The sequence below is a fragment of the Jiella avicenniae genome (assembly GCF_021390325.1).
Taxonomy (GTDB): Bacteria; Pseudomonadota; Alphaproteobacteria; order Rhizobiales; family Rhizobiaceae; genus Jiella; species Jiella avicenniae.
Window position 1 is genome coordinate 287,579 of record NZ_JAJUWU010000001.1, and the last position, 20,014, is coordinate 307,592.

Annotated in this window: 19 protein-coding genes; 4 read left to right on the forward strand and 15 right to left on the reverse strand. The window is 67.7% G+C overall.

From position 1 onward, the window contains the following. Window positions 1-298: 298 nt before the first annotated feature. Both LZD57_RS01405 and LZD57_RS01410 read left to right on the forward strand, forming a co-directional pair. The gene (locus LZD57_RS01405; RefSeq protein ID WP_233717322.1) at window positions 299-1,045 is read left to right on the forward strand and encodes a pyridoxine 5'-phosphate synthase; all 747 of its coding nucleotides are present in this window, start codon (window positions 299-301) and stop codon (window positions 1,043-1,045) included. A gap of 31 nt (window positions 1,046-1,076) precedes the next feature. Beyond that, the gene (locus LZD57_RS01410; RefSeq protein ID WP_233717323.1) at window positions 1,077-2,306 is read left to right on the forward strand and encodes an FAD-dependent oxidoreductase; all 1,230 of its coding nucleotides are present in this window, start codon (window positions 1,077-1,079) and stop codon (window positions 2,304-2,306) included. 44 nt (window positions 2,307-2,350) lie between these two features. Here LZD57_RS01410 and LZD57_RS01415 read toward each other — a convergent pair whose 3' ends face one another. Next, a complete protein-coding gene (locus LZD57_RS01415; protein ID WP_233717324.1) occupies window positions 2,351-2,500 on the reverse strand; it encodes a lmo0937 family membrane protein in 150 nt (49 codons plus the stop codon). 222 nt (window positions 2,501-2,722) lie between these two features. Here LZD57_RS01415 and LZD57_RS01420 point away from each other — a divergent pair, with 222 nt between their 5' ends. Together LZD57_RS01420 and LZD57_RS01425 are read left to right on the forward strand one after the other, a co-directional pair. Beyond that, the gene (locus LZD57_RS01420; RefSeq protein ID WP_233717325.1) at window positions 2,723-5,101 is read left to right on the forward strand and encodes an oxidoreductase; all 2,379 of its coding nucleotides are present in this window, start codon (window positions 2,723-2,725) and stop codon (window positions 5,099-5,101) included. A 42-nt stretch (window positions 5,102-5,143) separates the two neighbouring features. After that, entirely contained in the window at window positions 5,144-5,641 is a 498-nt protein-coding gene (locus LZD57_RS01425; protein WP_233717326.1) for an acyl-CoA thioesterase, read from the forward strand. Between the two features lie 208 nt (window positions 5,642-5,849). On the opposite strand, the gene LZD57_RS01430 is transcribed toward LZD57_RS01425, so the two are convergent. The 14 genes from LZD57_RS01430 to LZD57_RS01495 form a co-directional block, all read right to left on the reverse strand. Beyond that, window positions 5,850-6,701 carry an alpha/beta hydrolase gene (locus LZD57_RS01430; RefSeq protein WP_233717327.1) on the reverse strand — a complete coding sequence of 284 codons (852 nt, stop codon included), beginning with the start codon at window positions 6,699-6,701 and terminating at the stop codon, window positions 5,850-5,852. A 107-nt stretch (window positions 6,702-6,808) separates the two neighbouring features. Then, window positions 6,809-7,213: a RidA family protein gene (locus LZD57_RS01435; RefSeq protein ID WP_233717446.1), complete on the reverse strand. Its 405-nt coding sequence runs from the start codon at window positions 7,211-7,213 to the stop codon at window positions 6,809-6,811. 47 nt (window positions 7,214-7,260) lie between these two features. Next, window positions 7,261-8,907, reverse strand: coding sequence for an AMP-binding protein (locus LZD57_RS01440; RefSeq protein WP_233717328.1), 1,647 nt, complete (start codon window positions 8,905-8,907; stop codon window positions 7,261-7,263). Between the two features lie 11 nt (window positions 8,908-8,918). Then, window positions 8,919-10,067: an acyl-CoA dehydrogenase family protein gene (locus LZD57_RS01445; protein WP_233717329.1), complete on the reverse strand. Its 1,149-nt coding sequence runs from the start codon at window positions 10,065-10,067 to the stop codon at window positions 8,919-8,921. A gap of 4 nt (window positions 10,068-10,071) precedes the next feature. Beyond that, window positions 10,072-10,905, reverse strand: a complete 834-nt coding sequence (locus tag LZD57_RS01450) for an enoyl-CoA hydratase family protein (RefSeq protein WP_233717330.1) — start codon at window positions 10,903-10,905, stop codon at window positions 10,072-10,074. Beyond that, complete coding sequence (locus tag LZD57_RS01455; RefSeq protein WP_233717331.1) at window positions 10,902-11,441, reverse strand: MarR family winged helix-turn-helix transcriptional regulator; 540 nt, start codon at window positions 11,439-11,441, stop codon at window positions 10,902-10,904. Before LZD57_RS01455 ends, LZD57_RS01450 begins: the two co-directional genes overlap by 4 nt. Beyond that, complete coding sequence (locus LZD57_RS01460; RefSeq protein WP_233717332.1) at window positions 11,438-12,199, reverse strand: SDR family NAD(P)-dependent oxidoreductase; 762 nt, start codon at window positions 12,197-12,199, stop codon at window positions 11,438-11,440. Before LZD57_RS01460 ends, LZD57_RS01455 begins: the two co-directional genes overlap by 4 nt. Before the next feature lie 81 nt (window positions 12,200-12,280). Continuing rightward, a complete protein-coding gene (locus LZD57_RS01465; protein ID WP_233717333.1) occupies window positions 12,281-13,546 on the reverse strand; it encodes a flavin-dependent oxidoreductase in 1,266 nt (421 codons plus the stop codon). A gap of 48 nt (window positions 13,547-13,594) precedes the next feature. After that, window positions 13,595-14,053, reverse strand: a complete 459-nt coding sequence (locus LZD57_RS01470; protein ID WP_233717334.1) for a cupin domain-containing protein — start codon at window positions 14,051-14,053, stop codon at window positions 13,595-13,597. An 828-nt stretch (window positions 14,054-14,881) separates the two neighbouring features. After that, entirely contained in the window at window positions 14,882-15,601 is a 720-nt protein-coding gene (locus tag LZD57_RS01475; RefSeq protein WP_233717335.1) for an ABC transporter ATP-binding protein, read from the reverse strand. Further along, window positions 15,601-16,356, reverse strand: coding sequence for an ABC transporter ATP-binding protein (locus LZD57_RS01480; protein WP_233717336.1), 756 nt, complete (start codon window positions 16,354-16,356; stop codon window positions 15,601-15,603). Before LZD57_RS01480 ends, LZD57_RS01475 begins: the two co-directional genes overlap by 1 nt. Continuing rightward, on the reverse strand, window positions 16,353-17,375 hold the full coding sequence (locus LZD57_RS01485) for a branched-chain amino acid ABC transporter permease (protein WP_233717337.1): 1,023 nt from the start codon (window positions 17,373-17,375) through the stop codon (window positions 16,353-16,355). Before LZD57_RS01485 ends, LZD57_RS01480 begins: the two co-directional genes overlap by 4 nt. Next, window positions 17,372-18,298: a branched-chain amino acid ABC transporter permease gene (locus LZD57_RS01490; RefSeq protein ID WP_233717338.1), complete on the reverse strand. Its 927-nt coding sequence runs from the start codon at window positions 18,296-18,298 to the stop codon at window positions 17,372-17,374. The genes LZD57_RS01485 and LZD57_RS01490 overlap by 4 nt, the downstream gene beginning before the upstream one ends. 508 nt (window positions 18,299-18,806) lie before the next feature. Next, on the reverse strand, window positions 18,807-19,988 hold the full coding sequence (locus LZD57_RS01495) for an ABC transporter substrate-binding protein (protein WP_233717339.1): 1,182 nt from the start codon (window positions 19,986-19,988) through the stop codon (window positions 18,807-18,809). Between the last annotated feature and the right edge of the window lie 26 nt (window positions 19,989-20,014).

Genomic DNA, 20,014 nt, shown 5'->3' on the forward strand with positions numbered 1-20,014 from the left:
TCGTAGAGGCCCAGAGAGGAAGGGGGACCGGCCCGGAAGTCAACCATGGAAGGCGTCAAGGCAAGTTTTTTTGCGCGGCCTCTTGCCCGATCGCGGCGACGCAAAATCTTCGTGCCATCGGAGTTTGGAGGGGTTCGGGTCGCTGGTCCCGGCCTCTCTGACGGACGGCCTGGGCCCGTGCTGCCGGAAGAGCCGCGCGGCTCTGCCCGATGCGCGGGCTTGCGCCGGCGCCTGGATGGCGCGATGGAGCGTCCCGTCGGTCGTGGCCTTGCCGGCGAGACGGGGAAGGATGGGAAACATGACGGTCGAACTTTCGGTGAATCTCAATGCCGTCGCCATGCTGCGCAACCGCCGGGATCTGCCATGGCCGAGCGTCATCGGCCTCGGCCGCATCGCGCTCGCCGCCGGAGCCCACGGCCTGACGGTCCATCCGCGGCCCGACGAGCGGCACATCCGCTTTTCGGATCTGCCGGCGATCCGCGCGCTCATCGACGAGGAGTTTCCCGAAGCCGAATTCAACATCGAGGGCTATCCGTCGCAGGAATTTCTCGACCTCGTCTCGGCGGCGCGACCGGAACAGGTGACGCTCGTCCCCGACGATCCGTCGCAGCCGACCTCCGATCACGGCTGGGACTTTGGCGTGGAGGGCGCGTTTCTCGAACCGATCGTCGCCCGGCTGCGGGGCGAGGGCGCCCGGGTCTCGCTGTTCGCCGATGCCCACCCGGCGCAGATTCCCGCTGCGGCGGCGACGGGCTGCGACCGGATCGAACTCTACACCGGCCCTTATGGCGGGACCTATGCCGACGCGGCCGCCGCCGAGGTGGAGATCGAGCGGCTCGGACGGACCGCCGACGCGGCGCGCGGCCTCGGCCTCGCGGTCAATGCCGGCCATGATCTGACCATCGCCAACCTGCCGCCGCTGATCGCCCGGATCCCGGACCTCGCCGAGGTGTCGATCGGCCACGGCCTCACTGCCGACGCGCTGGAATTCGGCATGGCCGAGACGGTGCGGCGCTTCCGGCGGGCCTGCGGCCAGGCTGTGTGACGGTGGCGCTCGCCTGTCGCGGCGCCCGCTGATGAAGCCCCTGGAGATCGCCGTCGCCGGTGCCGGACCGGCGGGTCTCGCCGCGGCGCTGCTGCTCGGTCGCCAGGGTCACCGCGTCACCCTGTTCGAACGCTTCGCGGAGCCGCAGCCGATCGGCTCCGGCCTGATGCTGCAGCCGACCGGCCTGTCGGTCATGGCTGCGCTCGGGCTGCTCGAAACCGCCATCGCGCGTGGCCGCATCATCAGGCGGCTGGAGGGGCGTGATGCAAAGAGCCTGCGGCGTGTCCTCGACATTGCCTATGGCGACGGCGGCGCCGGCCGTTTCGGGCTGGCGATCCACCGGCACGCCCTGTTCGACATCCTGTTCGATGCTGCGAGGGCCGAGGGCCTATCGGTCGAGACGGATTTCGATTGCGACCGCACCGAATCCGCCGGCCCCGCGATCCGCCTCGTTTCATCGAGAGGCGTCCGCAGTGCCCGCTTCGATCTCGTCGTCGATGCGAGCGGCGCACGCTCGCGCCTCCGAGCGGCGATTGCGGGCGCGAGCGAGCCGCGCCCGCTGCCCTATGGCGCAATCTGGACGAGTGTCGCCTTTGCCGGCGAGACCGCGGGCGACACCCTCGTCCAGCGTTATCGGCGCGCGAGCACGATGATCGGCGTGTTGCCGCTCGGCCGGCCGTCGGGCGACGGCGAGGAGAAGGCGGCGCTCTTCTTCAGCCTGAAGCCCGGCGATAACGAGGCGCTGCGAGCCGCCGGCTATCCGGCCTTTTGCGAGCGGATCGCGGGGTCCTTTCCCGAGGCGGCGTCGCTGTTCGCCCGGGCGAAGGGTTTCGAGGCCTTCACGTTCGCCCGCTACGGCCACCATACGGTCGCTACGCCGGTCGGGGAGCGGCTCGTGCTGATCGGCGACGCGGCCCATTCGGCGAGCCCGCAGCTCGGGCAGGGGGCCAACATGGCGCTACTCGACGCCGCGGCGCTGGCGGCTGCTCTCGAGGTTGCAGCCGACCCGGCGACGGCGATCACCGACTACGCCGCCCGCCGTCGTCCGCATCTGCGGGTCTTTCAGGCGCTCTCGGCGCTGTTCACCCCGGTCTACCAGTCGGATTCGCGGGTGCTGCCGTTCCTGCGCGACAGTCTCGTCCCCGTTCTCGCCGGTATCCCGCCGCTGCCGACGCTGCTCGGTCAAATCGTCTGCGGCACGCTGGTCGATCCCTTTCCGAGAGCAGGGATCGTCGAACCGGATTGGCGCCGCAGGACGTAGATAGCGATCCGCGTTCTGCGGCGGCGACGGTCTGTGGCGCCCGATCAGAGCCGGCGACGGCCCGTAACCAGCTGATAGATCACGACGATGACGGCGATCACCAGGAGGAGATGGATCAGCCCGCCGGCGACATGGAACGCGAAGGCGCCCAGGAGCCAGAGGATGAGAAGAATGACGGCGATCGTCCACAACATGAGCTTCTTCCTTGCAGTTGGCCGGTTACCTACGGCTCACCAATGCGTGAACGGGCAAGGTTGCCGCCGCGTTCCGGCCGCGCCGCGATTTGCCCGGCTCCCGCGTCTTTTCCGAATGTCGCTGTCTGCTCCCGTTTCCGATCAAAGGCGCGCCGGCACAAGGATTGATCCGAATATGCTTTAAGCCTAAACTAATGCGAGGATGGTCGAGAGGAGCGGGCGATGCGCATCACGGTGATCGGCGGCGGCCCTGGCGGGCTCTATTTCGCACTGCTGACCAAGAAACGCCGTCCTGACTGGCAGATCGCCGTCTACGAGCAGAACCGGGCGGACGACACCTTCGGCTTCGGCGTCGTCTTCTCCGACGAGACGCTGCACGAGTTCCTGTCGCGCGATCCCAAATCCTTCGACCGCATCCGCGACGACTTCGCCTATTGGGACGACGTCGCGGTCCACAAGCACGGTGCCGAAATGCGCTGCGCCGGAAACGGCTTTGCCGGCATCTCGCGGATGAAGCTGCTCGCCATCCTGCAAGGGCGCTGCCGGGAGGAGGGCGTCGAGATGCATTTCGGCGTCTCGGTCCCGCCGGAGGAGATCGCCACCCGCTTTGCCGGCAGCGACGTCGTCGTCGCGGCGGACGGGGTGAATTCGCGCATCCGCGAGCATTTCCGCGAGAGCTTCCGGCCACAGGTGGCGATCCAGTCGAACCGCTTCTGCTGGATGGGCTCGACCCGGCCGATGGACGAATTCAACTACTTCTTCCGCGAGACCGAACACGGCATCATCTGCGCCCACACCTATCAGTACGAGGCTGGCCGCTCGACCTGGATCTTCGAGATGGACGAGGCCTGCTGGCGCGGCCACGGTTTCGACGGGCTCGACGAGGAGGGCTCGAAGGCAGTTCTCGAGGGCCTCTACGCAGAAGAGCTCGAAGGCCATCCGCTGCTTCTCAACCGCTCGAACTGGCGGCAGTTTCCGCGGATCTTCTGCGACAGGTGGTGGCACGAGAACATCGTCCTCCTCGGCGACGCCAAGGCCTCGGCCCATTACTCCATCGGCTCGGGCACCAAGCTCGCCATGGAATGCGCCATCTGGCTGTCGGACGCGGTCGTCGACCACGCCGAAACCAGCGCCGTGGAGGCCTTCGAGGCCTATGAAGCCGAGCGCCGCACGCCCTGCCAGATCATCCAGCACAATGCCGACGTGTCGCTCGCCTGGTTCGAGCACATGAACCGATCCTGGGACATGAGCCCGGAGCAGTTCGCCATGGTGGTGATGTGCCGGGCAAAATCGATCACCTACGACAATCTCATCGTCCGCGATCCGGCCTTCGTCGCAAAGGTCGACACCGCCTTCTACGAACAGCTTTACCGCGAGACCGGCGAGGACTACCGCAAGAGCCGGCCGACGCCGATGTTCACCCGGTTCAGGCTGCGCGACATGGTCGTCGAGAACCGCGTCGTGATGTCGCCGATGGCGCAATATTCCGCCGACGAGGACGGCAACCTCACCGACTGGCACTTCGTCCACTATACCTCCCACGCGCTCGGCGGCGCCGGCATGGTGTTCGTCGAGATGACCTGCCCCTCGGCCGATGCGCGGATCACGCCGGGCTGTCCGGGGCTGTGGACTGACGCGCAGGAGGCGGGATTCAAGCGCATCGTCGACTTCGTCCACACCCATTCGAAGACCAAGATGGTGATGCAGCTCGGCCATGCCGGCCGCAAGGGCTCGACCCAGCTCGGCTGGCAGAAGATGGACTGGCCGCTCGAAGAAAAGGCGAAGAACTGGCCGCTCTTCTCGGCCTCCGCGCTTCCCTACAGGGACGGCGTCAGCCAGGCGCCGAAGGCGATGGACCGGGCGGACATGGACCGGATCAAGGCCGATTTCGTGCAAGCCGCGGAGCGGGCCGAGCGCGCCGGCTTCGACATGCTCGAACTCCACTGCGCCCATGGATATCTGCTGGCGTCCTTCCTCTCGCCGCTGACCAACCGGCGCGAGGACGACTACGGGGGCTCGATCGGGAACCGGTTGCGCTACCCCCTCGAGGTGTTTTCGGCGATGCGCGCTGTGTGGCCGGCCCACAAACCCATGTCGGTCCGCATTTCGGCCACCGACTGGGCCGAGGGCGGCATCGACGAAGAGGCCACCTTCGCGATCTCCGAGGCCTTCGCCGAGGCGGGCTGCGACCTGATCGACGTTTCCGCCGGCCAGACGATCGCCGAGCAGAAGCCGCTCTATGGCCGGATGTTCCAGGTGAAGTTCGCCGAGGCGATCCGCAACGTCCCGAAGATGGCGGTCATGGCCGTCGGCGCGATCACCGAGGCGGCACAGGTGAACACCATCCTCCACACCCGCCGCGCCGATCTCGTGGCGCTCGGCCGCCCGCATATGTGGAATCCCTATTTCACCAGGGAGGCCGCCGCCTGGTACGACGCCCGCAACCAGCATTGGCCGAAGCAATATCTCTCGGGGCGAGACCAGGCCCATCGCGAACTGTCGAAAAAGCGCGAGCAGGAGATCGAGACGCGGCGCAAGGCACGGCCCCGGCCGCACGAGCCGACACTCGGTCTGCCGCAGAAGCGCGAGGCGGCGGAGTAGAGCATGAGCCCGGAAAATGAGAGCCGGTTTTCGAAAAAGGTCATGCTTCAAGAAGAAGATGGAGCGAGAGGCGAGCGAAGCTCGTCTCATCCCGCTCCAGTGTCGGGCGAGATCTTCGAAGTCCGCTACAAGCTGCGCTTCGGCCAGTGCGACCCGGCCGGCATCGCCTTTTTTCCGCGGCTGGTCGAGATGGTGAACTGGACCGTCGAGGACTGGTTCGACGGCGCCCTCGGCGCCACGTTCCACCAGATCCACATCGAGGAGAAGCGGGGCATGCCGGCGGCTTCGGTGTCCGTCGATTTTCGCGGTCCGGCGCGGCTCGGAGACATCGTCGTCTTCCGCCTCGCCGTTGCCGCGATCGGCCGCAGCTCGGTGACGCTCGACATCCGCGCCGATCACGAGGACGGGCGGAAGGTGCTGACCGCCCGCCACGTGATCGTCCATTGCGACCTGTCGGGCGAGGCGCCGAAGTCGCTGCCTTTGCCGGACGATCTGAGGCGGGCGATCGGGTGCTATCTGGTGGCGCAGACGACGGGCTGACGCGTTAGGGCGCCGTGCGTCCAATCGGACGCACAAAGGACGCTCTAAGCCATTGAATCTACGGATCGTGCTTTCCGAAAATCGATTCCGATTTTCGGGCCGATCCTGTAGAGCGGGATGAGATGAGCTTCGCGCGTCATCCTGCTCTATCTTCCAGTCTGCGCATGATCTTTTCCGAAAACCGGTTCCCACTTTTCGGGATCATGCTCTATTCCGCCGTCAGATAAGAGACGAGTTCGCTCGCCGGATCGATCAGATCGTCGACGACGTCGAAATGGTGGCGGCCGGAGATCTCGGCGGCGCGGGTCCTGCCGCCGAAGCCGTGCCAGACATTGGCGAGAAGCCCGTTCTGTCGGCGGAATTCGGCAAGCTCGGCGCCGCCGGCGACGCAGAAGAGGTCGATGCCTTGCCGCGGCTCGAGAAGCGCCGGGCTTTCCGCCCGCGCAGTCTGCGCGTCGAGGCGAAGGGCTTCGTTCATCCCGGTGAGCATGATCGGGCGCAGATCGTGGCAGCCGCTGATCGAGGCCGTGCGGTCGATGCGCGCCGCGGTTTCGGGCGCGATCGGTGCGTTGGTGCAGAGCATGCGGGTGACGAGATGGCCGCCGGCGGAATGGCCGGAGAGGCGGATCGGGCCAGGGACCTTCGTTGCCACCCGATCGAGGAAACGGCCGATCTCGCGGGTGATCTCGGGGATCGTCGCTTCGGGGCAGAGCGTATATTCCGGCAGAGTGACGGCAAAGCCTCGCGCCAGCGCACCGCCGGCGAAATGCGACCAGTTGCCGATCTCCTGCGCCTTCCAGTAGCCGCCATGGACGAAGACGACGAGACCCTTCGGCTCGCTCTCCGGCAGGTAGAGGTCGTAGTGCTGGCGCGGCCTCTCGCCGTAGGAAACGCGAAGCTCGGCGCGGCCGGTCGCCGTCAGGGCCTCGCGAAAGGCTCGCGCCTCGGCCTGCCATCGTGGGACGTAACTCGCGGCATCGGCGATCGAGCCGCCGTTGTCATAGGCTGCATCGTAGTCGGCGATCTCATCGCCGCCCGTCCAGATGTCGTCATAGGCCATGCGGCAGGGTTCCTCTCGAGGGGCGGCCGTGCTCGACGACGGGCCGGCGAGGGAGTGAATCGGTGTGACGGCTCGCAGGATGCGCTGGGCGTCCTCGCCCACTGCCGTCAATCCGGCAGGATCGCCGTCGCCTCGATCTCGACGAGGGCCTCCGGCTCGACGAGATCCGCAACCTCGACCAGCGCCATTGCCGGATAGTGCCGGCCCAGCACCCGGCGGTAGACGGGCCCGAGTTCGGCGAGCGAGGCCCGGTAGGTGGCAATGCTCTTCACGTACCAGGTGAGGCGGGCGATGTGTTCCGGCCGGCCGCCAGCTGCTGCGACCACGGCGACGACGTTCTTCAACGTCTGTTCCACCTGCGGGATGAAACCTGCGGCGAACACCTCGTTCGCGTCCCAGCCGATCAGCCCGCCGGTCAAGACCAGGCGGCCGCGGCCGGCCATGCCGTTGGCATAGCCCTTCGGCTTCTTCCAGCCCTCCGGCTGCACGACCTTCGGCCCGTCGTCCTCCATCCCCTCGGCGGACGTCTCCGTCTCGCCGCCGATCGACCGGCTGAAATTCACGCGTTTTCTCCCTGTCTTTGCGCCTCTTCCTCCGCCTGGCGGCGCAGGGCGAAGCGCTGCATCTTGCCCGATTGGGTCTTCGGCAGGCTGTCGACGAAGACGATCTGGCGCGGATATTTGTAGGGCGCCAGCTCGCGCTTCACATGATCCTGCAGCTCCTTGGCGAGCGTCGGGGTCTCTTCGAAGTCTTCGGCCAGAACCACATAGGCGCGCACGACCCTGCCGCGCTCGGGATCGGGCGCGCCGACCACCCCCGTCTCCATCACCGCCGGATGGGAGAGCAGCGCCGCCTCGACCTCCGGTCCGGCGATGTTGTAGCCGGCCGAGACGATCATGTCGTCGTTGCGCGCCTGGAACCAGAAATATCCGTCCTCGTCCTCGACATAGGTGTCGCCGGTGACGTTCCAGCCGTTCTCGACATAGACCCGCTGGCGTTCGTCGGCGAGGTAGCGGCAGCCGATCGGCCCGCGCACGGCGAGACGCCCCGGGGTGCCGCGCGGGACCTCCTTGCCGTCGTGATCGACGATCTTCGCCTCGTAGCCCGGCACCGGCCTTCCCGTCGCGCCGGGACGGATCTCGTCCTCCCGCGCGGCGATGAAGATGTGCAGCATCTCGGTCGCGCCGATCCCGTCCATCAGCTTGATGCCGGTCGCCTCGAGCCAGGCGTCGAAGGTCGGCTTCGGCAGCGTCTCCCCGGCCGAGACGCATTTGCGCAACGAGGAGAGGTCGTATTCGCCCAGCTTGGCGAGAATGGCGCGATAGGCCGTCGGAGCGGTGAAGGAGATCGTCGCCTTGTATTCGCCGATCGCCTTGGCGAGATCCGCCGGCCCGGCCCGTTCGAGCAGCACCGCCGACGCGCCGACGCGGAACGGGAAAAGCACGAGCCCGCCGAGGCCGAAGGTGAAGGCGAGCGGCGGCGAGCCGATGAAGACGTCGTCTTCGTGCGCCTGGAGGACCTCCCTGGCATAGCAGTCGCAGATGACGAGGAGGTCGCGCTGATAGTGGATCGTCGCCTTGGGAAGGCCGGTCGTGCCCGAGGTGAAGCCGAGGAGGCAGGGATCGTCGGCCCGCGTCGGCGCTGCCTCGAAGCGGTTGGACGCGCCTTCCAGGAGAGCGCCGAGCTCGCCGCTCGCCGTGCCCGACCATGTGACGATGCGCGGCCGCTCGGCGGCCAGCCTCGCGGCCTTCTCGATCTCCTCGCCGAGCGCCGCATCGGACAGGACGAGGCCGATCTTCGCCTTGTCGAGGATCTGCACGAGTTCGCGCGATCTGAGCAGCGGCATGGTCGCGACGACGACCCCGCCGGCCTTGATGATCGCCATGTAGAGCGCGACCTTGGTCGGATTGTTGGCCGAGCGCAAAAGGACGCGGGCGCCGCGAACGAGACCGAGCTTCTCGGTCAGGACGTTCGCCATCCGGTCGATCATCCGGGCGAGATCGCCATAGGTCCAGCGCACGCCGCCGGGCGCCAGGAGGGCAGGCCGGTCGCCGCGGCCCTCCGCGACGTGCCGGTCGACGAGTTCGACCGTCGCGTTCAGCATCTCCGGATAGCCGAGCCGGTCGAGGTTGACGAAGTCCGGCATGAGATCCGCCGGCGGCAGATTGTCGAGGACGAAGCGGTCGACATGGCATGAGGCGGACATGGCGGTTCTCCTCAGGAGGACAGGAGTTGGCGGGCGATGATCAGCTTCTGCACCTCGTTGGCGCCTTCGTAGATCCTGAGCGCCCGGATCTCGCGATAGAGCGTCTCCGGCACCGAGCCCGAGCGCACGCCTTCGCCGCCGTGAAGCTGCACGGCGCGGTCGATCACCGCTTGCGCGCTTTCCGTGGCGACCATCTTCGCCATCGCCGCCTCGCGGGTGATGCGCGGCGCACCGGCATCCCGGGTCCAGGCGGCGCGGTAGACGAGGAGGGCGGAGGTGTCGATCGCCGTCGCCATCTCGGCGAGCGCGGTCTGGGTCAGTTGCATGTCGGCGAGCGGCGCCCCGAAGAGCTTTCGCGTTCGTGCCCGATCGAGCGTCACGTCAAGCGCCCGCCGGGCGAAGCCGAGCGCCGCCGCGCCGACGGTGGAGCGGAAGACGTCGAGAGTCGCCATGGCGATCTTGAAGCCGGCCCCGGCCGCGCCGATCCGGTTCGCGGCCGGGATGCGGCAATCCGCGAATTTCAGCCGGGCGAGGGGATGCGGCGCGGTCGTCTCCAGCCGCTCTGCGATGGTGAGGCCCGGCGTGTCGGCAGGCACCGAGAAGGCCGAGAGGCCGCGGGCGCCCGGCGCCTCGCCGGTGCGGGCGAAGACGACGTAGTTCCCGGCGATGCCGCCATTGGAGATCCAGGTCTTCTCGCCGTCGAGCCGGATCGTGTCGTTGCCGACGGGTGTCGCGGCAAGGGCGATCTCGGCGACGTCGGAGCCGGCCTCCGGCTCGGTCAGGGCAAAGGCGGCGATGGTGGTGCCGGCACGCACGCCGGGCAGGACTTGCTCCTTCAGCGCCTCGCTGCCGGCGAGCGTCAGCGCGCCGGTGCCGAGGCCCTGCATGGCGAAGGCGAAGTCGGCGAGGCCGTCGTGCCGGGCAAAGGTCTCGCGCAGGATGCAGAGGCTGCGCACGTCGAAGCGGCCGTCTTCGGGGGCGGCGTGGGCGAGGAAGCCGGCAGCGCCCATGGCCGCGACGAGGCGCCTGCAACTGCCATCGACGTCGTGGTGGTCGACGAGCGACGCGACGTTCTCGCCGGCCCAGGCGTCGGCTTCCGCGGCCAGCGCGCGGTGGCGCTCGTCGAAGAACGGCCAGTCGAGGAAGCTTTTGTCCGCCACGGCCTCAGTTCCCCGCAAAGACCGGTTTCTGCTTGGCCGCGAAAGCCTCGAAGGCTCTCCGGAAATCGCCGGTCTTCATGCACAGCGCCTGAGCGATCGCCTCGGCGTCGATCGCCTCGTCGACGCCCATCGCCCATTCCATCTGCAGCATCTTCTTGGTGACGGAGTTGGCGTAGGTCGGCCCTTCGGTCAGCGCCGTCGCCATCTCCATCGCGGCGTCGAATGCGCCGCCCGTCTCGGTGAGGCGATTGAAGAAGCCCCAACGCTCGCCCTCTTCGGCGCCCATGAAGCGGCCGGTGTAGAGCAGCTCGGAAGCCCGGCCCTGGCCGATCAGCCGGGGCAGGATGGCGCAGGCGCCCATGTCGCAGCCGGCGAGGCCGACGCGGTTGAACAGGAAGGCGACCTTGGCGTCGGCAGCGCCCACCCGCATGTCGGAAGCCATGGCCATGATCGCGCCGGCGCCGGCGCAGACGCCCTCGACGGCGGCGACGACCGGCTGCGGGCAGGCGCGCATCTCCTTGACGAGGTCGCCGGTCATGGTCGTGAAGGCGTGGAGTTCGGCGGCTTCCATCTTCGTCAGCGGCTCGATGATCTCGAAGACGTCGCCGCCCGAGGAGAAGTTGCCGCCGGCCCCGGTGATCACCACCGCCTTGACGGCATCGTCGAAGCGCAGCGCGTGGAAGGTGTCGCGCAGCTCGGCATAGCTTTCGAAGGTGAGGGGGTTCTTCCTCTCCGGTCGGTTCAGCGTGATCGTGGCGATGCCGCCGTCGATCGCCAGCCGGAAATGCTCTGGCGCAAAATCTGCGAGCGGCGCGGCGATGGCGTTCTGGCGCTTCATCGGTCGTTCTCCGGTTCGGGTGCGTCCGCGGCGCCCTCGGTCGCCGTCCGCACGGAAAGTTTGAGATCGCCGAGCCGCGACCACAGCGCCTTCTGATCGTGAGCAGAGAGGCCGGCGAGAAGCTCGGCCACCCAGTCGCTGTGGGCCCTCGCCATCTTCGCGAAGACGGTGGCGCCGTGGTCGGTGAGCCGAACGAGCGCGGCTCGGCGGTCCCGCTCGGAGACCTGCCGCTCGATCAGCCCTTCCTGGACCAGCCGCTCGACGAGGCCGGTGACGTTGCCGTTCGAGACCATCATGCGGCGCGAGAGTTCCCCGAGGAGGATGCCGTCGGGGGCGCGTTCGAGCTGCGCCATCAGGTCGAAGCGGGGCAGGGTGGTGTCGAAATTCTCCCGCAGCCGCTTGCGGATCTCGGCCTCGATGAGGTTGGCGCAGGTGAGAAGCCGCAGCCACAGACGCAGCTCCACCCGGTGGTCCGCGGTGTCCTCGTCGAGCTTGGATTCGGCGTCGACATGCTCGCGCAGGCGGGTGGAGCTCACATCTCGCCTCCCGCCACCGCGATCGCCTGCCCGGTCACCGCGCCGGCGTTTCGCCCGGCCAGCCAGATCACGCAATCGGCGACTTCCTCCGGCGCAATCAGCCGGCCGAGCGGATTGACCTTGGTGAAGTCTTTCAGAAGATCCTCGCGCGAGCGGCCGGTCTTCGCTTCGAGCTTGTCGAGGCTGTCGCCGATCAGCGCCGTGTCGGTATAGCCGGGGCAGACGGCGTTGACCGTGATGCCGGTGCCGGCGAGTTCCTGGGCGAGCGCCCGGGTGAGGCCGACGACCGCATGCTTGGCGGCGGTGTAGGCGCCGACATAGGCGTATCCCTTCAGCCCCGCGGTCGAAGCGACGGTGACGATCCGCCCGCCGTCCATTTCCTTCATCGCTGGCACGACGGCCTTGATGGCGGTCAGCACCGGCTCGAGGTTGAGCGCCATCATCTGGCGAAGCTGATCGACGTCGAGGCGCGACAGGGGCGCCGTCGCGGCACCGCCGGCATTGTTGACGAGAACGTCGATCGGGCCGCCGACCTCCACGGCCGCCTCGATCGCCCGTCGCAGCGCCAGGGCATCGGTCACGTCCGCGGCAACCGCGCCGTGAGCGCCGAGATCGGCCATCGCCGCTTCGGCGCTCGTTGCCGTCCGGGCATGCACCGTCACCCGGTCGCCGGCCGCGACGAAGGCGCTGGCGATCGCCCGACCAATGCCCCGCGAGGAGCCGGTGACGAGGACGTGTCGGGGGTGATCGGTCTTCACGGTCGGATGTCCTGCGCGATTTCCTTTAACCTTAAACTAATTCGGCGCGAGCCGGCAACCGGCGGCCGCAACCGAACGAAATCAGCCGTTCGCCGCGCGGCGTTCGGTCCCCTGGCGGTCCGCCTCGGTGGCAAAGCCGGCCTTGCCGGCATAACCGCCGACGATCGCCTTCAGCTCGGCGCGGGGGATGACGTCCTCGACATTGGCGAAGCCCGCCGGCGCACGCTTCTCGACCTCGTCGATCACCCGCTCCGGCCCGCCCTTGCGGTTCATCCGGACGACCTCGGCCGTCACCGGCAGGCGCTCCTTCTCATAGGCGAAGAGGGCCTGGGCCGGGTGTTCGGCCCGGGCGAGATTGTCGGCGAGGCAGCGCGCGTCGAGGATTGCCTGGGAGGCACCGTTGGAGCCGACGGGATACATCGGATGGGCCGCATCACCGACGAGCGTCACTCGGCCGAAGGTCCAGCGGGGCAACGGGTCGCGGTCGCACATCGGATATTCGAACACCTGCGGCGTCGCCTCGACCAGCGCCTCGACGTCGAAGTCCGGGATCGCGAAGCGCTTCGCATAGGGCAGCACCAGCGAGCGCTGGGCGAGGCGCGACCAGCTCTCCTTGGGCGGCGGCGACTTCGCCGCGTCGGCCATCTTGATGTTGACCACCCAGTTCATCAGCTGCTTGCCGCCCTCGGCCTCGGCGATCGGATAGAGCACGAATTTCGCCCCCATGCCGCCGCCGATGGCCATGGTCCGCCCGTCCCGCCAGGGCGTCCATTCGGTGGCGCCGCGCCACATCAGGACGCCGTTCCAGGAGGGCGCGCCTTCGTCGGGATAGAACATCCGCCGTGCCGCCGAATGGATGCCGTCGGCGCAGATCAACACGTCGCCGCGCACCGTCGTGCCGGCGCCGCCCCTGATGCTGTCGGTGAAGTGGGCGGTCACCCCGCCCTCGTCCTGGATGCAGCCGGCAAAAGCGAGGCCGGTCTTCACCGACTGCGGCCCGAGCCGCTCGATCACGGCGTCGTGGATCAGCTTCTGCAGCCTGCCGCGATGGATCGAGAACTGCGGAACCGGGTGGCCGGCGTCGATGCCGCGCAGCTCGCGCCACACCTCCTGGCCCTGGCGGTTGTAGTAGTAGAGCTCGCGGGTGCGGATACCGGTCGCATCGAGTGCCGGCAGCAGGCCGATCTCGGCGAGTTCGCGGATGGCGTGGGGCAGGGTGTTGATGCCGACGCCGATTTCGCGCACGGCCGGCGACTGCTCGTAGACCTCGGCCTCGATGCCGCGCTTATGCAGCATCAGGGCGGTGGTGAGCCCGCCGATGCCGGCGCCGACGATGATGACCTTCATGGCAGTGTCTCCTTCACCACTTCACGCGCGCAGGCACGACACGCGTCCTCACGCCGCGTCGGGCGGCGGCAGGAAGTCCACCTCATGCCGGGCGGAGACGGCGACGACGTCGGCCGGGTCGGCTTTCGGCCCGAGATTGTGGAGAGCCCAGAAGAGATCGTAGAGCCGCTGCGCCGGTGCGACCCAGAACAGGCACTTCACGTCCGATTGGGTCTTGTTGAACAGGCCGTGGGGAATGCCCTTCGGCAGGCGCAGGAGATCGCCGGGCTCGGCAAAGCCTTCCTTGCCGTCGAGCAGGACGTCGAGCCGGCCCTCCAGCATGTAGACGAACTCGTCCTGGGTCGGATGGATGTGCGGCGGCACGAAGTTGCCGACGTGGAACGTCGCGTGCCAGGAGAAGGAGGCTTCCGAATGCTGCTTCGGCACGTAGGTCTGGCCGAGGATGTTCCAGCTGATGCCGTCCATCCCCTCGTTGGCCTTGGATACGCCGATGGTCATGACTGGCATGGGGTGGGCTCCTGGTTGGGGTGTCTATTGCATGCGCTGTCCTCGCCTCCGGCAAGGGAGGTGACCCGACGCGCTGCGCGGGATGCAGGATGCGAATGGTGGATGCCGGGTTCTGACCACTCCGCGCGGCCGTCCTGAGGCTCGCCCCATCGAGGCGTCTCGGAAGTCAGTCCGTGGCCGCAGCGTCCGGCTGCTTCCATGCAACGCTGCGCTGCCTGCAGCGAGCGGCGCTCTGCCTGCACCAGCAAGTGCCGAGCAGCCGAACCCATTGAAACTTCGTCATCCTCGGGCTTGTCCCGAGGATCTACCGTCGCCGCCGCACCAAAATCTCTACCGAACGCCCTTCCGCCTGCGGATGGTCCGACGATCCAGCCGCAGGAGATCCTCGGGACAAGCCCGAGGATGACGGCGCGTTGGGTGGCGGCGCGCTGGCTGGCGGCGCCGCGGTCCGCAGATCGCGCGGCGCACCGGTGTCGCAGAATAGGTGGAAGCACCACCGTTTCGTCATCCCGGCCCCCGAGCCGGGATCCATTCCAAGTCGTTGACGACGTCGTAGCCACGGGTCGCCGCGGGATTGTCCGTTCTGAAGCGAAAGGCCGCTTCGACGCAGAGGATTGGATCCCGGCTCGGGGGCCGGGATGACGAAGTTTCGAGCTTTGCGACCGTCTTTCCACGCCGATATTGTGTGGTGCGGGAGACTGCCGACGAGGCCGGACAGGATGCGCACATCGTGTGGGGACATGCGCGCGGAAAATCCCGCGTTGGATGACGGTGCCCTCATGAGGCCGGCCACCCGTCGAGCCTGTCATAGAGGGGGAACGGCGCATTTCACACATGCAGAAACCGCTCCTTCACCTCGGGCGTCGCCTTGAGCTCCGCCGTCGTGCCGACCCAGGCGACGCGGCCCTTTTCGATCACCACGTGGCGGTCGGCGAAGCGGGCGAGCGCGTCGACGTTCTTGTCGATGACGAGGATCGCCTCGCCGGCGTTCCTGATCTCGGTCAGGCAGGCCCAGATCTCCTCGCGGATCAAGGGGGCGAGGCCCTCGGTCGCCTCGTCGAGGACGACGAGGCGGGGATTGGTCATCAGCGCCCGGCCGATGGCGAGCATCTGCTGTTCGCCGCCCGACAACTGGTTGCCCATGTTGCGGCGGCGCTCCTTCAGTCGCGGAAACAGGGCGTAGACGCTGTCGAGCGTCCATTTCGGCGCGCCGGCGCCGCTCCGGCCGCTGACCGAGGTCCGGCGATGGGTGGCGACGAGATTTTCCTCGACCGACAGCGTCGGAAAGATCTGCCGCCCCTCCGGCACCAGCCCCAGCCCGCGCTTGGCGACGACGTGCGGCGGCCGGCCGGTGACGTCCTCGCCGTCGATCGACACCCGCCCGCCGCGCGGCTTCAACAGGCCGAAGACCGATTTGACCGTCGTCGTCTTGCCCATGCCGTTGCGGCCGAGCAGGGTGACGACCTCGCCGGCACCGACGAAGAGGTCGATGCCGAAGAGGATGCGGCTGTCGCCATAGGCGCTTTCGAGAGCTTCCACCTTCAGCATCAGGCGGCCTCCTCTTCGCCGAGATAGGCGGCGCGCACGTCCGGGTGGGTGCGGACCTCTTCCGGCGTGCCGGTCGCGATCAGCCGGCCGTAGACGAGGACGCTCACCCGATCGGCCAAAGCGAAGACGGCGTCCATGTCGTGCTCGATGAGGACGATCGTGTGGCTCTGCTTCAATTCCTGCATCAGCGCGACGAGGACGGCGGATTCCTCGTGCCCGGTGCCGGCCAGCGGTTCGTCGAGAAGCAGGAGCTTCGCGCCGGTCGCGAGCGCGATGGCGATCTCCAGCTGGCGCTTCTCGCCATGGGAGAGGCTGCCGGCGCGCCGATGCGCCCGGTCGTCGAGCTTGACGCGGGCCAGCGCCGCCATGGCCTCGTCGTTGAGCGCGGCTTCCTTCGAGGCGGGTCGGAGAAAGCGGAAGCTCGAGCCCGAGCGCGCCTGCACCGCCATGGCGGCGTTTTCGAGGACGGTGAAGCCGTCGAGGATCGAGGTGATCTGGAAGGAGCGGGCGAGGCCGCGGCGGACCCGCTCGACCATCGAGAGCCGTGTGACGTCCGCGCCGGTGAAACGCACCGTGCCGGCATCGCTCTTGAGAGCGCCCGAAAGCTGGTGGATCAGCGTCGTCTTGCCGGCGCCGTTCGGTCCGATGATGGCGTGAAGCTCGTTCGTCCTGACGTCGAAGCTCACTCCGTCCGTCACATGCAGTGCGCCGAAAGATTTACGCAGATCGGTGACGGCGAGGAGGGCTTCGCTCACGGCCGCGCCTTTCCGAACAGCCGCTCGACGCCGCCGGCGATGCCGCCACGCGTAAAGAGGACGAGAAGGACGAGCAGGACGCCGAGGCCGAGCTTCCAGTGTTCGGAGAACAGCGCCAGCCAGTCTTCGAGAAGCAGGAAGGCGATGGCGCCGCCGATCGGCCCGACGAGAGTGCCCATGCCGCCGAGGACCACCATGACGATGAGCTCGCCCGAGCGCTGCCAGCTCATATAGGCCGGCGAGACGAACTCGGCCTGATTGGCGAGGAGGACGCCGGCGAGGCCGGCGAGGGCGCCGGCGATGACGTATGCGGTCAGTTGAAAGGCGAAGGGGCGAAAGCCGATCGCCTGCATGCGGACGGGGTTCTCCTTGGTGCCGCGCAACACGCGGCCGAAGCGCGAGAGAGTGAGGGCGCGCAGGCCGAGGAAGGCGAGGGCGAGGACGGCGAGGCTCGCATAGAACAGCGGGATATCGCCGGCCAGCACCGGCAGGCCGAACAAGGTCGAGCGGGCGGACAGGGTGAGCCCGTCGTCGCCGCCATAGGCCGACAGCGAGACCATGAAGAAATACGCCATCTGCCCGAAGGCGAGCGTGATCATGATGAAGTAGACGCCCTTGGTCCTCAGCGAGATCGCCCCGGTGACGAGGGCAAAGAGCGCGCAGGCACCGATCGCCGCCAGCGCCTGGACGAGGACGTCGTCGATGCCGTGGGATGACAGGATCGCGACGGCATAGGCGCCGAGGCCGACGAAGGCGGCGTGGCCGAAGGAGACCATGGCGCCGTAGCCGAGCACGAGGTCGAGGGACAGGGCGGCGATGGCGAAGACGACGATCCGCGTCGCCGTGACGACGAGGAACGGATCGCCGATGGCGGAGGCGATCGGCGGCAGCACGGCGAGCGCGGCGAAAATCAGCGCCGCCGCCAGCGCCGATCCGCGGCCGGCAAGCACACCGCCCCGCCGCGGGGCGACGTCCGGCACGGCGCCGGAAATCGCCACGTCGGAGGTGCCCGCGCTCATGCCGCCGCTCCTTTCGCCGGGAACAGACCGGACGGACGGAAGAACAGGACGGCCGCCATCAGGATGTAGATCAGCATCGGCGCGAGGGTGCGCCCGGTCTGCGAGGCGGCGGAGGGGTCCATGACGGCCCTGAGCACGATCGGGCCGAAGGTCCGCCCCAGCGTGTCGACGAGGCCGACGAGGATCGCCGCGACGAAGGCGCCGCGCACCGAGCCGACCCCACCGATGACGATGACGACGAAGGTGAGGATGAGGACCCCGTCCCCCATGCCGGGCTCGACCGAAAGGATCGGTGCGACCATCGCGCCGGCAAAACCGGCGAGCATCGCGCCGAAGCCGAAGACCAGCATGAACAGCCGGCGGATGTCGACGCCGAGCGCCGAGACCATCGGCGCGTTGACCGCGCCGGCCCTGAGCAGCATGCCGACCCGCGTGTGGTTGACGAGGAGCCAGAGACCGACGGCCGTCGCCAGCCCGGCGGTGATGATGACGACGCGGTAAAACGGATACTGGAGCGGCCCGATCAGCGGGATCGATCCCGACAGCAGCTCTGGGATCGGCACGCTCATCGGCGCCGCGCCCCAGACGATCTTGACCCCCTCGTTGAGGATCAGGATCAGCCCGAAGGTCGCCAGCACCTGATCGAGATGGTCGCGCTCGTAGAGATGCCGGAAGATCAGGAATTCGAGGACGAGGCCGAAGAGGAGGGCGGCCGGCAGGGCGATGGCGAGGCCGAGGAGAAAGTCGCCGGTCAGCGCCGTGAAGGTCGCGGCGAAATAGGCCCCGACCATGTAGAGGACGCCGTGGGCGAGGTTGATCAGGTCCATGATGCCGAAGATCAGCGTCAGCCCCGCCGCGACGAGGAACAGCAGGATCCCGAACTGGACGCCGTTCAGCGCCTGAAGGAGGAAGAGGTTGAACATCGATCCTGCGTCGTTCTCATGCCCCGGAGCGTTCGCATGCGCACCCAAGCTCGTCGCCCTGACCGAGCGTTTGACGAGGGTGCGGGTGCAGCACCTGACGCCCCTCATCCTGAGGTGCGAGCAAAGCGAGCCTCGAAGGGCGAGGGGCGGGCGCCGCCCTCACAATGGACCCGCCGCAGCCTTACGGAAGGGCAGCGGGAGGGTCGCGCCAGGCGCCCCTCGCCCTTCGAGGCGCATCGTCGCCGACCCTCGCCGGACGGGGCGTCAATCATCCCCGCTTCGTCATCCCGGGCTTGACCCGGGATCCATGCCAAATCCTCGCCACCGCCAAGCCGCTTCAGAGTGAACCCGTGTCCCGCCGCAGATCCGATCCTATGAGACGGCTTGGAATGGATCCCGGGTCAAGCCCGGGATGACGAAGTGGAGGAGCCGTGGCCGACCCGAAAGGTCTTGGGGAAGCCGTATCCTCGCCAGTCAAACGGCTGGCGAAAATCCAGCTCGCCCAGCCTCACTTCATCTTGCAGTCCTTGGCGTAATTGTCGGCATAATCGTCGAAGATCTTCTTCTCGATCTCGGTCTGGTACTTGCCATCGTCGCGCTTGGCGACCTTGACGAGGTAGAAGTCCTGGATCGGATAGTGGTTCGGGCCGATCTTGAAGTCGCCGCGCAGCGAGGTGAAGTCGGCGGCTTCGAGGCCCTTGCGGATCGCGTCCTTGTCGCCGAGCTTGCCGCCGGCGGATTTGACCGCCGCGTCGATCATCTGGGCCGCGTCGTAGGCCTGCATGGCGTAGGTGCCGGGAACGCTGCCGTATTTCTTCTCATAGGCCGCGACGAAGGCCTTGGACTTCTCGTTGTCCATGTCCGGCGCCCAGTTGGCGCCGCCGAAGAAGCCGACGGCCGCGTCCTTTTGAGCGGGCAGCGTCGTCTCGTCGACGGTGAAGGCCGAGAGGAACGGGATCGTGTCGAGCCCGGCCTGGCGATACTGCTTGACGAGGTTCACGCCCATGCCGCCGGGCATGAAGGTGTAGACCGCGTCCGGCTGCATCGCGGCGATCTGCGCGAGCTCGCCGGAAAAGTCGAGCTGGCCGAGCGGCGTGTAGAGCTCGCCGACGACTTCACCCTCGTAGGAATGCTTGAAGCCGGCGAGTGCGTCCTTGCCGGCCTGATAGTTCGGCGCCATCAGGAAGACGCGGCCATAGCCTTCGTCCTGGGCGTATTTGCCGAGCACCTCGTGCACCTGGTCGTTCTGGTATGAGGCGACGAAGAGGTTCTCGTTGCACTCCGCGCCGGCGAAGTTCGACGTGCCGGCATTGGGGGAGATCACGAAGGCGCCGCCGTCGGTGACGGGCTTGGCGATGGCCTGGAAAATGTTGGAAAAGATCGGTCCGACGACGAAATCGGCGTCGTCGCGCTCGACGAGCTCCCGCGCCTTGTTGGCGGCGACGTCCGGCTTCAGTTCGTCGTCGACGGTCATGACCTCGGTATCGAGCCCGCCGAGCTTGCCGCCCATGTCCTCGACCGCCAGCATGAAACCGTCGCGGGCCTGCTCGCCGAGCACCGCTGCCGGGCCCGACAGCGTCAGCATCAGGCCGACTTTCAGCTTTTCGCCGGAGTTTTCCTGTGCGAAGGCCGAGCCGGCAAGGGCCGTCGCCGCAAGAAGGCCGATGGCGACGGTGCGGATACTTGTCATTCCTGCATCTCCCATGCGAAGTTCTT

Excerpts from the sequence above, each read along its gene's own strand:
- LZD57_RS01405 (WP_233717322.1), top strand. The coding sequence starts at position 299 with ATGACGGTCGAACTTTCGGTGAATCTCAATGCCGTCGCCATGCTGCGC.
- LZD57_RS01410 (WP_233717323.1), top strand. The coding sequence starts at position 1,077 with ATGAAGCCCCTGGAGATCGCCGTCGCCGGTGCCGGACCGGCGGGTCTC.
- LZD57_RS01415 (WP_233717324.1), bottom strand. The coding sequence starts at position 2,500 with ATGTTGTGGACGATCGCCGTCATTCTTCTCATCCTCTGGCTCCTGGGC.
- LZD57_RS01420 (WP_233717325.1), top strand. The coding sequence starts at position 2,723 with ATGCGCATCACGGTGATCGGCGGCGGCCCTGGCGGGCTCTATTTCGCA.
- LZD57_RS01425 (WP_233717326.1), top strand. The coding sequence starts at position 5,144 with ATGCTTCAAGAAGAAGATGGAGCGAGAGGCGAGCGAAGCTCGTCTCAT.
- LZD57_RS01430 (WP_233717327.1), bottom strand. The coding sequence starts at position 6,701 with ATGGCCTATGACGACATCTGGACGGGCGGCGATGAGATCGCCGACTAC.
- LZD57_RS01435 (WP_233717446.1), bottom strand. The coding sequence starts at position 7,213 with ATGGAGGACGACGGGCCGAAGGTCGTGCAGCCGGAGGGCTGGAAGAAG.
- LZD57_RS01440 (WP_233717328.1), bottom strand. The coding sequence starts at position 8,907 with ATGTCCGCCTCATGCCATGTCGACCGCTTCGTCCTCGACAATCTGCCG.
- LZD57_RS01450 (WP_233717330.1), bottom strand. The coding sequence starts at position 10,905 with ATGAAGCGCCAGAACGCCATCGCCGCGCCGCTCGCAGATTTTGCGCCA.
- LZD57_RS01465 (WP_233717333.1), bottom strand. The coding sequence starts at position 13,546 with ATGAAGGTCATCATCGTCGGCGCCGGCATCGGCGGGCTCACCACCGCC.
- LZD57_RS01470 (WP_233717334.1), bottom strand. The coding sequence starts at position 14,053 with ATGCCAGTCATGACCATCGGCGTATCCAAGGCCAACGAGGGGATGGAC.
- LZD57_RS01475 (WP_233717335.1), bottom strand. The coding sequence starts at position 15,601 with ATGCTGAAGGTGGAAGCTCTCGAAAGCGCCTATGGCGACAGCCGCATC.
- LZD57_RS01485 (WP_233717337.1), bottom strand. The coding sequence starts at position 17,375 with ATGAGCGCGGGCACCTCCGACGTGGCGATTTCCGGCGCCGTGCCGGAC.
- LZD57_RS01490 (WP_233717338.1), bottom strand. The coding sequence starts at position 18,298 with ATGTTCAACCTCTTCCTCCTTCAGGCGCTGAACGGCGTCCAGTTCGGG.
- LZD57_RS01495 (WP_233717339.1), bottom strand. The coding sequence starts at position 19,988 with ATGACAAGTATCCGCACCGTCGCCATCGGCCTTCTTGCGGCGACGGCC.